Annotated in this window: 14 protein-coding genes; 5 read left to right on the forward strand and 9 right to left on the reverse strand. The window is 61.6% G+C overall.

Annotated elements, in window-relative coordinates; translation table 11 throughout:
• The first annotated feature begins 18 nt into the window (after window positions 1-18).
• From PspTeo4_RS27440 to pdxH, 3 genes are all read left to right on the forward strand, one after another.
• Window positions 19-1,164: a serine hydrolase domain-containing protein gene (locus PspTeo4_RS27440; RefSeq protein WP_322366827.1), complete on the forward strand. Its 1,146-nt coding sequence runs from the start codon at window positions 19-21 to the stop codon at window positions 1,162-1,164.
• Between the two features lie 99 nt (window positions 1,165-1,263).
• Window positions 1,264-2,247 (forward strand): OmpA family protein, encoded by a 984-nt coding sequence (locus PspTeo4_RS27445; protein WP_322366828.1) that lies wholly within the window; start codon window positions 1,264-1,266, stop codon window positions 2,245-2,247.
• A 19-nt stretch (window positions 2,248-2,266) separates the two neighbouring features.
• Window positions 2,267-2,914: a pyridoxamine 5'-phosphate oxidase gene (pdxH, locus tag PspTeo4_RS27450; protein ID WP_322366829.1), complete on the forward strand. Its 648-nt coding sequence runs from the start codon at window positions 2,267-2,269 to the stop codon at window positions 2,912-2,914.
• Here the strand turns inward: pdxH and PspTeo4_RS27455 are convergent.
• Entirely contained in the window at window positions 2,911-3,144 is a 234-nt protein-coding gene (locus PspTeo4_RS27455) for a hypothetical protein (RefSeq protein ID WP_322366830.1), read from the reverse strand. The two genes, pdxH and PspTeo4_RS27455, sit on opposite strands and share 4 nt — an antisense overlap.
• A 148-nt stretch (window positions 3,145-3,292) precedes the next feature.
• Here PspTeo4_RS27455 and PspTeo4_RS27460 point away from each other — a divergent pair, with 148 nt between their 5' ends.
• Entirely contained in the window at window positions 3,293-3,757 is a 465-nt protein-coding gene (locus PspTeo4_RS27460; protein ID WP_322366831.1) for a glycine zipper 2TM domain-containing protein, read from the forward strand.
• Between the two features lie 161 nt (window positions 3,758-3,918).
• Here the strand turns inward: PspTeo4_RS27460 and PspTeo4_RS27465 are convergent, their stop codons facing one another.
• The 7 genes from PspTeo4_RS27465 to PspTeo4_RS27495 form a co-directional block, all read right to left on the reverse strand.
• Window positions 3,919-5,526, reverse strand: coding sequence for an NAD(P)/FAD-dependent oxidoreductase (locus PspTeo4_RS27465; protein ID WP_322366832.1), 1,608 nt, complete (start codon window positions 5,524-5,526; stop codon window positions 3,919-3,921).
• Between the two features lie 103 nt (window positions 5,527-5,629).
• Complete coding sequence (locus PspTeo4_RS27470; protein WP_322366833.1) at window positions 5,630-6,304, reverse strand: hypothetical protein; 675 nt, start codon at window positions 6,302-6,304, stop codon at window positions 5,630-5,632.
• Window positions 6,305-6,541: 237 nt separating this feature from the next.
• A complete protein-coding gene (locus PspTeo4_RS27475; RefSeq protein ID WP_322366834.1) occupies window positions 6,542-7,243 on the reverse strand; it encodes an ABC transporter ATP-binding protein in 702 nt (233 codons plus the stop codon).
• The gene (gene livG, locus PspTeo4_RS27480; protein ID WP_025340358.1) at window positions 7,244-8,011 is read right to left on the reverse strand and encodes a high-affinity branched-chain amino acid ABC transporter ATP-binding protein LivG; all 768 of its coding nucleotides are present in this window, start codon (window positions 8,009-8,011) and stop codon (window positions 7,244-7,246) included.
• Window positions 8,008-9,264 carry a high-affinity branched-chain amino acid ABC transporter permease LivM gene (locus PspTeo4_RS27485; RefSeq protein WP_322366835.1) on the reverse strand — a complete coding sequence of 419 codons (1,257 nt, stop codon included), beginning with the start codon at window positions 9,262-9,264 and terminating at the stop codon, window positions 8,008-8,010. Before PspTeo4_RS27485 ends, livG begins: the two co-directional genes overlap by 4 nt.
• Complete coding sequence (gene livH / locus PspTeo4_RS27490; RefSeq protein WP_201177791.1) at window positions 9,261-10,184, reverse strand: high-affinity branched-chain amino acid ABC transporter permease LivH; 924 nt, start codon at window positions 10,182-10,184, stop codon at window positions 9,261-9,263. Before livH ends, PspTeo4_RS27485 begins: the two co-directional genes overlap by 4 nt.
• 185 nt (window positions 10,185-10,369) lie before the next feature.
• Window positions 10,370-11,485 carry a branched-chain amino acid ABC transporter substrate-binding protein gene (locus PspTeo4_RS27495; RefSeq protein WP_322366836.1) on the reverse strand — a complete coding sequence of 372 codons (1,116 nt, stop codon included), beginning with the start codon at window positions 11,483-11,485 and terminating at the stop codon, window positions 10,370-10,372.
• A gap of 360 nt (window positions 11,486-11,845) precedes the next feature.
• On the opposite strand from PspTeo4_RS27495, the gene PspTeo4_RS27500 reads away from it, so the two are divergent.
• Window positions 11,846-12,151, forward strand: a complete 306-nt coding sequence (locus PspTeo4_RS27500) for a DUF2288 domain-containing protein (RefSeq protein ID WP_322366837.1) — start codon at window positions 11,846-11,848, stop codon at window positions 12,149-12,151.
• A gap of 366 nt (window positions 12,152-12,517) precedes the next feature.
• Here the strand turns inward: PspTeo4_RS27500 and PspTeo4_RS27505 are convergent, their stop codons facing one another.
• The gene (locus PspTeo4_RS27505; RefSeq protein ID WP_322366838.1) at window positions 12,518-14,701 is read right to left on the reverse strand and encodes a hypothetical protein; all 2,184 of its coding nucleotides are present in this window, start codon (window positions 14,699-14,701) and stop codon (window positions 12,518-12,520) included.
• Between the last annotated feature and the right edge of the window lie 88 nt (window positions 14,702-14,789).

The raw sequence follows: 14,789 nt of genomic DNA on the forward strand, positions 1-14,789 counted from the left end.
CGTACGGAGAACAGGCGGGTGCAGATCCAGGGTCACTATGAGCTGAAGTTCGAGGCAGTGCGTGAAGCGTTCGCCGCGTTGTTCGATGATCCCCAGGAGCGTGGCGCTGCGCTGTGCATCCAGGTGGGCGGGGAAACCGTGGTCGACCTCTGGGCGGGCAGCGCCGACAAGGACGGCCAGCAGGCCTGGCACAGCGATACCATCGCCAACTTGTTCTCCTGCACCAAAACCTTCACGGCCGTCACCGCGCTGCAACTGGTGGGCGAAGGCAAGCTGGCTTTGGATGCTCCGGTAGCCCGTTACTGGCCGGAGTTCGCCCAGGCAGGCAAGGAATCTGTCACCCTGCGCCAGTTGCTCAGTCATCGTGCAGGTCTGCCGGCCATCCGCGAACTGCTGCCCGCCGAGGCGCTGTACGACTGGCAAACCATGGTCGATACCCTGGCTGCAGAGGCGCCTTGGTGGACACCAGGTACCGAGCATGGCTATGCCGCCATCACCTACGGTTGGCTGATTGGCGAGCTCATTCGTCGGGTCGACGGCCGTGGGCCGGGCGAGTCGATCGTAGCCCGCACCGCCCGGCCATTGGGGCTGGACTTTCACGTCGGCCTGGCCGATGAAGAATTTCATCGTGTGGCGCACATCGCCCGTGGCAAAGGCAACGCCGGCGATGCCGCCGCCCAGCGCCTGCTGCAGGTCACCATGCGCGAACCAGAGGCGCTGAGCACTCGCGCATTCACCAACCCGCCTGCGATCCTGACCAGCACCAACAAGCCTGAGTGGCGGCGTATGCAGCAGCCTGCAGCCAATGGCCACGGCAATGCCCGCAGCCTGGCGGGCTTCTACGCCGGCCTGCTGGACGGCAGCCTGCTTGAATCCGAGCTGCTTGACGAGCTGACCCGCGAGCACAGCCTTGGCCAGGACCGTACCCTGCTGACCCAGACTCGCTTCGGCCTCGGCTGCATGCTAGACCAGCCCGACGTGGCCAATGCCACGTTCGGCCTCGGCTCCAGGGCCTTTGGTCACCCAGGGGCAGGTGGTTCCGTCGGATTTGCCGACCCGGAACACGACGTTTCCTTCGGTTTCGTGGTCAATACCCTAGGCCCCTACGTGCTAATGGACCCTCGTGCCCAGAAGCTGGTCCGGGTGTTGGGCAGTTGCCTTTGATCGGTTAATGCGGGTGTTGACCGGTCCCTTTGACTATCCTGAATGCCAACGCCAAAAGCGCGTGGGCAAAATTTCTTTTAATTTCATGGTGTATCGCTGATGTCTTCACACAAAACCTTAGCACTTGCCCTGTGCCTGACCGCTGTCACGGGCTGTGCCAGCCATTCCCAGAACGCCTCGAAGGACAGTGGCAGCAGCTGGTGGCCCTTCGGTTCGGACAAGGTGGCCGATCAGGAAGTGAAGGCAGCTGTTACCGAGAAAGTCGCCAAGGCCGACGCCAAGTCCGAAAGCGCCAGCCACTGGTGGTGGCCGTTCGGCGGTGACGACAAGCAGGCGAAGACACCCGCCGTGCCGAAAATCGACCAGAAGGCTACCCAGGCCTGGCTGGACGAGTACGAGCCGAAGGTGCGCGAAGCGATCAAGGGCAGCAAGCTGCAGCTGGAGCGCCGTGAGGATGTGCTGGCGGTAACCATTCCGGTGGATGGTTCCTACAACCCTGACCGTCCGAACATGTTGCTGCCAATCACCTTGGGCCCGATCACCCGCGTGGCCAAGACGGTGGAGGGCGATACCAAGTCTGCCGTGCTGGTGCTGGGCCATGCCGACAACAGTGGTGCGACGGCTGCCAACCAGAAGCTCAGCCTGGAGCGCGCCGCTTCGGTGTCGGCGATCTTCCGCCTCAGTGGCCTGCAGCGTGATCGCCTGAGCCTCAAGGGCATGGGCTCGGTGATGCCACGCGCCGCCAACGACAGCGCGGAAGGCCGTGCCCTCAACCGCCGCGTGGAAATGCTGCTGACGCCGCAGAACACCATGGTCGCACTGCTGGCCAAGTATCAGCAGGCTGCTCCTGCGCCAAGCCCGGCGTCGATGGTTGCCGTGCAGGATGCCAAGGCACCTGCCGCCAAGGCCACCGACAGCAAGCCGGCCGCCAAGACCGCAGCGAAGAAGCCGGCGACCAAAGCCAAGGCCAAGGCTCCGGCCAAGACCACCGCCAAGAAGAAAGCCGCGCCGGCCAAGCCTGTCGCCAAGAAAACCACGGCCGACAAGAAAGTCGCCGCCAACAGCCCTGCGAAGACCAACTGATCGTCAAGGAAACGCAGCCATGACCCAATCCCTGGCCGATATGCGCCGCGACTACACCCGAGATGGCCTGGCAGAAGCCCAGGCGCCGGCTGAGCCGTTCGCCCTGTTCCACCAGTGGTTTGCCGACGCGGTGAAAACCGAGCAACCCCCGGTGGAGGCCAATGCCCTGACCCTGGCCACTGTCGATGGCGAGGGGCGCCCCCATTGCCGCGTGTTGTTGCTCAAGGGGCTCGATGAGCGCGGTTTCACCTTCTTCACCAACTACGACAGCGCCAAGGGCCAGCAACTGCTGGCCAACCCCTTCGCCGCCATGACGTTCTTCTGGCCGGCGCTGGAGCGTCAGGTGCGCATCGAGGGTCGGGTCGAGAAGGTTACTGCGAAAGAGTCGGACGACTACTTCCAGGTGCGCCCGCTGGGCAGTCGCCTGGGCGCCTGGGCTTCGCCACAGAGTCGAGTGATCGCCGGGCGTGAGGAGTTGGAAGGCATGGTCAAGGCTACCGAGGCGCGGTTCTCTGACACGCAGCCACATTGCCCCGAGCATTGGGGCGGTTATCGTCTGCTGCCGGAGCGCATCGAATTCTGGCAGGGCCGTGCCAGCCGGTTGCACGACCGCTTGAACTACCGCTGGGTCGATGGCCAGTGGCTGCGCGAGCGCCTGGCGCCCTAACCTCGGTAAGCGGCGGCCTCGCGCTCCAGCCAGGCCGCCAGTTCCTTGCGCTTGACCTTCTGCGCCCGAGCCCGTTCGAGGCTCTGCAACATATACGCACGCTTTGCCGTGTCCGCTCCCGCCAGCGCCAACGCCAGATCCCGATCCATCCAGCGCCGCATGCGTACATACAGCCAGCCGTGGAAGTACAGCCCCGCAAGTGTGCTTACCACGACGATGAAGTAATCCATGGCTATCCTTGGTCTGACGTTAAAAGCCTGCAAAACAGCCCATTGAGGCTGTACAAGAGCTGAATAAAAGCAATTTTGTTACCTATGTATCGTGACAGCCGTCAAGGCACAGCGTCTAATGGACACCTGACTTATGGAGACTGTACCCATGCGTAAATCTGTTTTGCTGGTGGCGACCTTCACCACCATGTCGCTGTTGCTCGGGGGCTGTGCCTCGAGCCTGACAGGCGACAGCTACTCCCGTGATGAAGCCCGTCGCGTGCAGACTGTGCGCATGGGTACCATCGAGTCCCTGCGCCCAGTGAAAATCGAAGGCACCAAGACCCCGATCGGCGGCGGCGCTGGCGCCATCGTCGGTGGTGTGGCCGGTAGTGCTGTTGGCGGTGGCCGTGGCAGCATCGTCGCTGCAGTCATCGGTGCAGTAGCCGGTGGCCTGGCAGGTTCGGCCGCTGAAGAAGGCCTCACCCGCACCCAGGGCGTGGAAATCACCGTGCGTGAAGACGACGGCAGCATGCGCGCCTACGTCCAGGCCGTGCAGGAGAACGAAATCTTCCGCGTTGGTGACCGTGTACGCATCATGACGGTCGATGGCACCAGCCGCGTTTCGCACTGAAGCCACTGAAAAACAAAACCCCGAACGGGCCAGGCTCGTTCGGGGTTTTTTTTGCCTGTATCGGCCTCATCGCCGGCAAGCCGGCTCCCACAGGTACCGTAGTGCGCGGTCGATGTGGGAGCTGGCTTGCCAGCGATGAGGCCGGGACTGCTGATCGAGATTCAGAGCCCGAGCATATCCCGCGCCACCGCTTCGGCGATGCGAATACCATCGACACCCGCCGACAGAATGCCGCCCGCGTAACCTGCACCTTCACCCGCGGGGAACAGCCCCTTGAGGTTCAGGCTCTGGTAATCCGCGCCTCGCGTGATGCGCAGTGGCGAGGACGTGCGGGTCTCGATCCCGGTCAGTACTGCATCGTGCAGGTTGTAACCCTTGATCTGGCGGTCGAAGGCCGGCAAGGCTTCACGGATGGCCTCGATGGCGAAGTCCGGCAGGCTGGGGGCCAGGTCACCGAGGGTAACGCCCGGCTTGTAGGACGGCTCGACGCTGCCCAGCGCGGTGGACGGACGCCCGGCTACGAAGTCACCCACCAGCTGTGCCGGTGCCTGGTAGTTGCTGCCACCCATCACATAGGCATGGGCTTCCAGGCGCTCTTGCAGCTCGATACCGGCCAGCGGGCCGCCCGGGTAGTCGCGCTCCGGGTCGATACCAACGACGATGCCAGAGTTGGCGTTGCGCTCGTTGCGCGAATACTGGCTCATGCCGTTGGTGACGACGCGCCCAGGCTCGCTGGTGGCAGCAACCACGGTGCCGCCCGGGCACATGCAGAAGCTGTAGACCGAGCGACCATTCTTGGCGTGGTGCACCAACTTGTAGTCGGCGGCCCCCAGCTTCGGGTGGCCGGCGTATTTGCCCAGACGCGCCTTGTCGATCAGCGTCTGCGGGTGCTCGATGCGGAATCCGACGGAGAACGGCTTGGCCTCCATGTACACGCCCTTGGCGTGCAGCATGCGGAAGGTGTCGCGGGCACTGTGCCCCAGTGCCAGCACCACATGGCGGGAGTGCAGCTGTTCGCCGCTTTCCAGCACAACACCAGTCACCTGGCCATCTTCGAGCAGCAGGTCGGTGACCTTCTGCTGGAAGCGCACTTCGGCACCCAGGGCGATCATGTCCTGGCGCATCTGCTCGACCATGCCGGTCAGGCGGAAGGTACCGATGTGCGGTTTGTTGATGTAGAGGATCTCTTCCGGCGCGCCAGCCTTGACGAACTCTTCCAGTACCTTGCGGCCGTGGTGGTTCGGGTCCTTGATCTGGCTGTACAGCTTGCCGTCGGAGAAGGTGCCGGCGCCGCCTTCGCCGAACTGCACGTTGGACTCTGGGTTGAGTACGCTTTTACGCCACAGGCCCCAGGTGTCCTTGGTACGCTGGCGGACTTCCTTGCCGCGCTCGAGGATGATCGGCTTGAAGCCCATTTGTGCCAGCAACAGGCCTGCGAAGATGCCGCAGGGGCCGAAACCGACCACGATCGGGCGTTCCGACAGTTCGGCCGGGGCCTGGCCAACGAACTTGTAGCTGACGTCCGGGGCAACGCCGATGTTGCGATCATCGGCGAACTTGCTCAGCAGTTCGGCCTCGTTGCTGGTTTCGAGGTCGATGGTGTAGATGAACAGCAGTTCGCTGTTTTTCTTGCGCGCATCGTAGCTGCGTTTGAACAGGGTGAAGCTGAGCAGTTGCTCGTCCTCGATGCCCAGGCGCTGGACGATGGCCTCGCGCAGGGCTTCGTCGGGATGGTCCAGGGGCAGCTTCAGTTCGGTGATTCGTAGCATGGCAGGGTCCAGTATCCCGGCCATGGGCGGCCGGCGGCTTTACACAAACCGCCAAGTATAAGCTGTTCGCCGCCCCGACAGGCAGGATAAAAGTGCCCGGCGATCAGTTGTCGCGCGCACCACCGTAGTAGCCACAGCCTTTGAGGGTCTGGCCGTCGATGTGCAGTTCGGCGCGCAGGTGATGAACGGCGCCGCTGGCGCTGTCGACGCAGCGTTGCGGGGCAACCCACAGCTCGACATGTTTGCCGTTGGCTTCGCTGGTCAGCGTCAGGCCACCGCCGGGTACTTCTTCTTCGAGGAAGGGCAGCGGCAGCGGGTCCTGACCAACGCGGTTGAGCACCATGCCTTTGCCGCTGGCCTTGATGTCCCACTCGGGTTCGTGGCCATTGGCGCGCAGGGTCAGCTGCTTGAAGTTGGGGTCTTCGCAAGCGCGGGTGGAGGGATCCAGACGGTACAGGCGGCGCACGTCGAGAACACCGTCGGTATTGGCCTGCTTGCTGCCGGTGAGGCGGCCGCGGACATCTGCGAAGAGTTTGTCGTTGGCATCGTCGGCCAGGTTGGCGGCTTCCTGCAGAATGCCGGTGCCGCCCGCGTCGTTGATCACGAAGTGGCGGCTCTCACCGCAGGGTTTGAACAGCAGCTGGCCGCCACCAGCACTCAGCTCGCCCTGCATGCGCGTGGTGCCGATGTTCGGGTCGCTGGGTTGGCTGGCCATGAGCTGGCAGCCGGCGAACAGGGGCAGCAGGGCAGTGAGCAGCAGGGTGTGGGTGAGGCGCATCGGGCAGGCTCCGGGAATCTTTTGCCAAAGAGCTGGCCACGTTACTCAGGCTGGGCTTTGATCACAAGCGCTCGATTGCCTGTGCCGGCCTTTTCGCGGGCAAGCCCGCTCCCACAGGAGTGGCGTCAGACCTGAGCGTTGCGTTACCTCTGTGGGAGCGGGCTTGCCCGCGAAAAGGCCGGCATTGGCGGTGCATTTTCAACAGGCAGAAAAAAGGGGCCGAAGCCCCTTTCTCTATTAGCCACCCAGATACGCGTCTCGCACCTTCGGGTCGGTCAACAGTGCTTCACCCGTCCCTTGCATCACCACTCGGCCGTTCTCCAACACATACGCCCGGTCAGCGATCTTCAGCGCCTGGTTGGCGTTCTGCTCCACCAGGAACACCGTCACGCCGTCACGGCGCAGTTGTTCGATGATGTCGAAGATCTGCTGGATGATGATCGGCGCCAGGCCCAACGATGGCTCGTCGAGCAGCAGCAGCTTGGGTTTGCTCATCAGCGCACGGCCAATGGCCAGCATCTGTTGTTCGCCGCCGGACATGGTGCCGCCACGTTGGATGTAGCGCTCCTTCAGACGGGGGAACAGTTGCAGGACTTTGTCCAGTTGCTCCTGATAGTCACCCTTGTCGGTGAAGAAGCCGCCCATGGCCAGGTTTTCCTCGACCGTCAGGCGAGCGAACACGCGACGGCCTTCGGGGACCACGGCGATGCTCTTGCGCATGATGTGCGAAGACGATTGGCCGACCAGTTCTTCACCCAGGTACTTGATGCTGCCACTGTGAGCCTGGGGCGAACCGCACAGGGTCATCAGCAGCGTCGACTTGCCAGCACCGTTGGCACCGATCAGGGTGACGATCTCGCCCTGGTTGATTTCCACGTTGACGCTGTGCAGCGCCTGGATCTTGCCGTAGAAGGTGGAAACGTTCTCGAACTTCAGCATTTACGCTTCCCCCAGGTAGGCTTTGATCACGTCAGGGTTGTCGCGGATCTCCTCCGGTGTGCCATGGGCCAGGGGCGTGCCCTGGTTGATCACGACGATATGGTCGGAGATGCTCATCACCAGCTTCATGTCGTGCTCGATCAGCAGCACGGTGACGTTGTGCGACTCACGCAGGTAGGCGATCAGCGCCTTGAGGTCTTCGGTTTCCTTGGGGTTCAAGCCCGCTGCCGGTTCGTCGAGCATGATGATCCGGGGTTGGGTCATCATGCAGCGGGCGATTTCCAGGCGGCGCTGCTGGCCGTAGGCGAGGGTGCCGGCGGTACGGTTGGCGAACTCGGTCAAGTTGACCTTTTCCAACCAGTACTGGGCACGTTCCATGGCCTCTTTTTCGCTGCGGCGGAAGTTCGGGGTCTTGAATAGGCCGGCGAAGAAGTTGGTGTTGAGGTGGCGGTGCTGGGCGATCAGCAGGTTTTCCAGTGCGGTCATCTCCTTGAACAGACGCACGTTCTGGAAGGTCCGCACCACGCCCTTGCGAGCGATCTGGTGGCCGGCCAGGCCCTGGATCGGCTGGCCATCGAGCAGGATGGTGCCGCCGCTTGGCTTGTAGAAGCCGGTCAGGCAGTTGAACACGGTGGTCTTGCCGGCACCGTTCGGGCCGATCAGCGCCACCACCTGTTTTTCCTTGACGGTCAGGCCCACGCCGTTGACCGCCAACAAGCCGCCGAAGCGCATGCTCAGGCCGCTGACTTGCAGAATTTCGCGGCTCATCGACGCAGCTCCATGTGTGGACGTTGCATAGGCAGCAGGCCTTGCGGACGCCAGATCATCATCAACACCATCAGCGCACCGAACATCAGCATGCGGTACTCGCTGAACTCACGCATCAGCTCGGGCAGCAGGATCATCACGATGGCCGCGAGAATCACGCCCAATTGCGAGCCCATGCCGCCGAGCACGACGATGGCGAGGATGATCGCCGACTCGATGAAGGTGAACGATTCCGGGGTCACCAGGCCTTGGCGGGCGGCGAAGAAGCTGCCGGCGAAACCTGCGAAGCAGGCGCCCAGGGTGAAGGCCGAGAGCTTGATCACGGTCGGGTTCAGGCCCAGTGCACGGCAGGCGATTTCGTCTTCACGCAGCGCTTCCCAGGCACGGCCAATCGGCATGCGCAGCAGGCGGTTGATGACGAACAGTGCCAGCAGGGCCAGCAGCAGGGCCACCAGGTAGAGGAAGATGACCTTGTTGATCGAGTTGTATTCCAGCCCGAAGAACTCGTGGAAGGTCTGCATCCCCTCGGCTGCGCGGCGCTCGAAGGTGAGGCCGAACAACTCTGGTTTAGGGATGTTGCTGATGCCGTTGGGGCCGCCGGTCCAGTCGGTGAGGTTACGCAGGAACAGACGGATGATTTCGCCGAAGCCCAGGGTCACGATCGCCAGGTAGTCACCGCGCAGACGCAGCACCGGGAAACCGAGCAGGAAGCCGAAGGTGGCGGCCATCAAGCCGGCGATCGGCAGGCACACCCAGAAGCTCCAGCCCAGGTAGTGCGAGAGCATGGCGTAGCTGTACGCGCCCACGGCATAGAAGCCCACGTAGCCCAGGTCGAGCAGGCCAGCCAGGCCCACCACGATGTTCAGGCCCAGGCCCAGCAGCACGTAGATCAGGATCAGCGTGGCGATGTCGACCGCGCCGCGCGAGCCGAAGAACGGCCACACCAGTGCCGCGACGATCAGGCCAATGATCACATAGCGCTGGGTCTTGGGCAGGGTCAGGTAGTTGCTGACTGCTGGCGGGATCAACTTGCGATCCGAGCGGCGGCCCATCACCGAACTCCACTGCTTGTCGAACAGCACGCGCAGGAACATCAGCACCGAGCACACAGCGATGATGCTTATGGTGAACGAGCCCTGGCTGTGCACCACCAGGCTGATGCCGTCGATGCTCAGTTTAAGGCCCAGCACCGGGAAGGCCACGGCCCAGACCAGCAAGGCGCTGAAGAACGCCTGTTTGAGATTTCTGTTCATACTTTTTCAACCTCCGGGCGGCCCAGGATGCCGGTCGGCCGGAACAGCAGGACAAGAACCAAAAGGCCGAATGCAACCACGTCCTTGTACTGGTCGCCGAAAATGTCGGCGCCGAACGCTTCGGCCACGCCCAGCACCAGCCCGCCGAGCATGGCGCCCGGAATGCTGCCGATGCCGCCCAGTACCGCCGCAGTGAAGGCCTTCAGGCCCACCAGGAAACCGGCGTTGGGGTTGATCACCCCGTACTGCATGCTCAGCAGCACGGCCGCCACCGCCGCCAATGCGGCGCCGATGACGAAGGTCAGGGCGATGATGTTGTTGGTGTTGATGCCCAGCAGGTTGGCCATCTTGATGTCCTCGGCGCAGGCGCGGCAGGCGCGGCCCAGTCGGGAACGGGAGATGAACAGGGTGAGCAGGGTCATGGCCACCAGGGTGACCACGAACACCAGGATCTGCATGTAGGAGACCAGGACTTCCTCTGCGCCACCTGGGCCGAAGGAGAAGCTCCCCGGAATCAGGTTGGGGATGGATTTGTCCTTGGAGTCCTGCGACAGCAAGACAGTGTTCTGCAGGAAAATCGACATGCCGATGGCGGAAATCAGCGGGATCAGACGGTTGCTGTTACGCAGGGGGCGGTAGGCGACCCGTTCGATGCTGTAGCCATAGGCACTGGTGACGAAGATCGTCGCGACGAAGGCGACGGTCATCAGTATCGGCAGCGAATGGATACCCATCATGGCCAGGCCCGCCAGGGCGATGAAGGCCACGTAGGAACCGATCATGTACACCTCGCCGTGGGCGAAGTTGATCATGCCAATGATGCCGTACACCATCGTGTAACCGATGGCGATCAAGGCATAGGTGCTGCCGATGGTCAATCCATTAACCAGTTGTTGGAAGAAATGGTAGATCTCAGGCATTACAGCGCTCCTAAAAACCTGATTTGCATTTCACTGGCGGGGGTAGGCCAGGAAACCGCGGGTGACGGTTTTAAGATTTTCAGGTGAGCCCGCTGCCGGATCGCGGCAATCAGGCCCATGAACCTCGTAAAACAAAGCCCACTGCTCGCACAGTGGGCTTCTACGGTCAGCTATTAGTCACGCAGTTACTGAGGGGAGACTTCGGTCTTCGGTTTGCCGAAGTGCCATTCGTAGACCACGAACTTGAAGTCTTTCAGGTCGCCCTTGGCGTCGAACGACAGGTCGCCGGTTGGGGTCTTGAAGGTGCCGGCGTGGATGGCGGCTGCCACCTTGTCGGAGTCTTCGGACTTGGCCGCCTTGATGCCTTCGGCGATCAGCTCGACAGCCGAGTAGGCTGGGAACACGAACGGGCCGCTTGGGTCTTTGCCGTCAGCCTTGATGGCGTCGACGATGGCCTTGTTCGCAGGGTCGGCGTCGAAGGACTTCGGCAGGGTGACCAGCAGGCCTTCGGAGGCGTTCTGGGCGATCTGCGAGATCGAATCGTTACCCACGCCTTCTGGACCCATGAACTTGGCTTTCAGGCCTTTTTCCTGAGCTTGGCGCAGGATCAGGCCCAGCTCTGGGTGGTAGCCGCCGTAGTAGACGAAGTCGACGTTGTTCTGCTTGAGCTTCTGGATGATCGAGGAGAAGTCCTTGTCACCAGCGTTCAGGCCTTCGAAGACGGCAACCTTGGTGCCTTTGCCTTCCAGGGTCTGTTTCACGGCGGTGGCGATGCCTTCACCGTACTGCTGCTTGTCGTGCAGTACCGCAACCACTTTCGGCTTGACGTGGTCGGCGATGTAGTTGCCGGCGGCAGGGCCCTGGGCGCTGTCCAGGCCGATGGTGCGGAAGATCAGCTTGTAGCCACGAGCGGTGATTTCCGGGCTGGTGGCGGCTGGGGTGATCATGATCACGCCTTCGTCTTCGTAGATGTCGGACGCAGGCTGGGTGGAGCTGGAGCACAGGTGGCCGATGACGAACTTGACGCCGTCGTTGACCACTTTGTTGGCGACTGCAACGGCCTGTTTAGGGTCGCACGCGTCGTCGTATTCCTTGGCTTCAAGCATTTTGCCATCGACGCCGCCCTTGGCGTTGATGTCCTTGATGGCCTGTTTCGCGCCGATGAACTGCATGTCGCCGTACTGGGTCACAGGACCGGTTTTCGGGCCCGCGATGCCGATCTTGATGGTGTCGGCGGCAAACGAATGGCTGGCAACCCCGGCCAGAACCATTGCGGCGAACAGCTTGGAAATCTTGATCATAGTGCTCCACTCATTCTGTTGTAATTCTTATAGTCCTGGCGGCCAGGGCTACAGACCGGGCGGGATTTGCGGCATGGCCACGCCATACTGCATGCCCACCTTCCCCCGGAACATGTCCCGGAACTGTACCGGTACAGTGTAGAGCGCTGTTCGAGCGCTTGAAAAGCGGGCGAATTGCGCCTGTTTCCGGGGTTGTCGCTTGGTCGAAAGAAAGATACAAAAAAGCGCCATTACTTTGCCTGTATCCCTGGCCCCACCCCACAACTTCGGGGCCAATCGACCAAATTACGTATTTGAAACCGGGTTTTTCTGCAAAAATAGCGGCCTTTTTTATTGACCGATTTTTACGGGTACAAACCCATGACTGATCAAACAAGCACCCTCTATGCCAAATTGCTTGGCGAGACCGCGACCATCGAGTGGAAAGCCTTGGAGCGTTTCTGGGCCAAGGGTGACCTGATTTGGGTCGACCCATCCCTGGACCTGATCGCCGTTGCCGAAGCGATGGCCGAGAATCGCAGCGAGATCTTCGCCAAGTGGCGTAGTGATGGCACTGTCGGGCCGGTGACCGCCGAGCAGGCACTAGACCTGCAAAGCCGCGATCCAGAGATCTGGGCGGTGGTGGTGTCGCCGTTCATCGTGATTCAGATGAAGAAAGCGGAATAAGCCTGCGCTTTTTTAGTGCGCAAAAACGCACAGGCGCCTTGCTATGGTGCGCGTTGACGCTCACGTAAGGTGGAAGTAAGTAACAGTGGCGGGGTGATTCGGCGGGGCGGTAACAGTTTACGGAATGCGTAATGGGGTCTGCTGCGCCGTCACCCACCGCGGTCCGTCGCCACGGCGGGCCAGCTCCCACAGGTAGTGCAGTGATCTCAAGATCGGCACGGTCCAGGTGGGGCAACTGTCTTGTGCTGGCTGTACCGGCCTCATCGCCGGCAAGCCGGCTCCTACAGGTGTAGCGGTGGCTAGCGTGCAATGCTGTCCCTGTGGGAGCCGGCTTGCCGGCGATGGGCCACAGAGTGGCCCCAGGGCTCAGTAGTCTACTCGCCCGGTATGGCTGTTAAGCGAAATGACCCGGGTCTTGCCAATGCGGTGGCGGAAGATCTCGCGCAGGTACTTCACCGCCTTCTTCACGCATTCGCGCGACAGCCGGATGTCATTGATCGACACGAACCGGCTTTTGTCGTTGATCAACTCGCGGTACTTCTTTTCGTACATCGGTTTGATCGCATACCAGTTGGTATCAAGGATCTTCGCCGGGTTCTCGAACTCGTTGAGCAGATCGTCGATACGTTCTTCCTCGAAATGCTCGCTGGTGATGAATTCCAGAATGGCGTTGTCCAGGGTGTCGTCGAAACGGTACGGCGTGCGGGCGAAGCAGCGCTTGATGAAGGCCACGATCAGGGTCAGGAAGTCGTCCGACAGGCACGGGCTCTTGGCGATCAGTGTGGTCAGCGACAGGTTGGCTGAAGCGCCGATGACCAGCGCATAGCGTTTGAGCGTGGTGTTGGGGAACAGGCTGTTGAGGTGGGTCTTGAGCCGGTTCAGGTCCATGTACGACAGCTTGTAGTCCTTGGGCAGCGACACGATCGACACCACCGACGAGCAGTTCTTGAAGAAATGCAGGTCGTGCAGGGCGGCAGCGTCGTAGCCCGAGGCCTGGTATTGCTCCAGCGCCGCGCGGTAGCGGCGCGACTCGATCGGCAACAGGCTGATGCCTTCGATGGCCTGGGTCTGCTTGTTGAAGTGCGGCAGGTCGATCGAGCGGAAGAACAGGTCGTCGATGTCCAGGCGCGGTGCCTCGCGCTCGAAGACTTTGAATTTGTCCGAACCCTGGGCCGGAATTTCCGGCACCACCGATTCGGCGTAGGCGATGGCCACCGGGCCTGCCAGGCTCATGAACAGGTCATTGGCGTCCAGGCGGATGGTTTCGCCGATGTCGATGCCGGCGCGACGGAAGTAGTTCTGGTCGTAGTCGGTGGTGACTGCCTGGGCCGTGAGGATGTTGAAGATCTGCTGGGAGATGTACTGGTTGGCGTGCTTCTCCATGGCGTTGACGTCGATGTTGTGGATCGTGCCGTCGTCGCTTTCTTCGGCGTAACGCATGATGTCGTTGGAGATCAGCATCATGGCGTTCCATGGGCGGATGCGGCCCATTACGCTGGCTTCGCTGCTGTCATCGTTGTCGAAGTTGTAAGAGAAGTCCCATTCCTCCGAAAGGTATTTGCACAGCAAGCGGCCGGCGTTGATGTGCAAGGCTTCGGACATTTCGCTTCGATGGTCCGAAGCATTCGGCAGCACGCAGATGCCACTGGTGAAAATCGGTTCGAAGACGAACGAATGCCCGCTCTTGCCGTCATTCTCGTCGGCCTGCTTGGTGTCGAAGGTCTTGTTCATGTACGAGTACTGCTGGGCCAGGCCGAACTCCGAGGCCATGCCCGAGCCGGTGCCGCCACCTGCGCTGAAGATGTAGAAGTACAGGCGCGACTGGTTGGCCTTGATGCCGCAGGAATCGATCAGGTACGAGTGGATCAGTTTCCAGTCGGCGCTGGAGAAGCGCTGGGTGTCCTTGTTGAGGATGATCTTGGCCAGGTACTGGCCAAGGATCGGTGCGTTACCGGCACCACCGGCATGGACTTCGGAGAGGTCCATGATCTTCATCTTGCTGTAGTCGCGCAGGAACTCGCCGCGCTCGCCCTTGCGCGAGAAACGAATTCGCCCGGCAATGTCCTTGTCCAGGTCGCCCAGCATCACCAGTGGCTCGACCAGGAACACCGGCTTTACGCCTTTGTTCTGTACCAGACGCAGGTTCTGACGAATCCAGCGCGCCGGGCTGTAGCCCGATTCGCCCTTGTTGCGATCCTCGTTGTTGAACTCGTTGAGGAAGAAGGTGCGGGCGTTGAACACCAGCTCCGCGACATCGAGGGCGATGTTCGACCCGCAGCGGCCGAGGCCGATCAGGCACACCGAAGGGAACTGCTGCTCCAGGCGCAGTTGGCTTTCATCCTCGATGTGCAGATTCTGCGGGAACACCAGGTCGCGCAGGCCGTCGAGGTTGTCGAGGATGCGCTGGATGTCCTGTTCGGTGAAGTACAGATACTGCTGCGCTGGCGTGCTGCGCGCGGGCAGGGGTTCTCGAGCACCGCTGGCGGTCAGCGAAGTGGAGTGTGTCGTCGACTCGGGGACCGCATTGGCAGAAGTGTTCGTAGAAGTCATAGTGCGCCATTTACCTGAGGTGGTGGGCCCCTGGAGGGTTATGTCATCTAGCCATCACCAGGGTTCGGCGACTGTAGCAGTGCGCCTT

Source organism: Pseudomonas sp. Teo4, from assembly GCF_034387475.1.
Taxonomy (GTDB): domain Bacteria; phylum Pseudomonadota; class Gammaproteobacteria; order Pseudomonadales; family Pseudomonadaceae; genus Aquipseudomonas.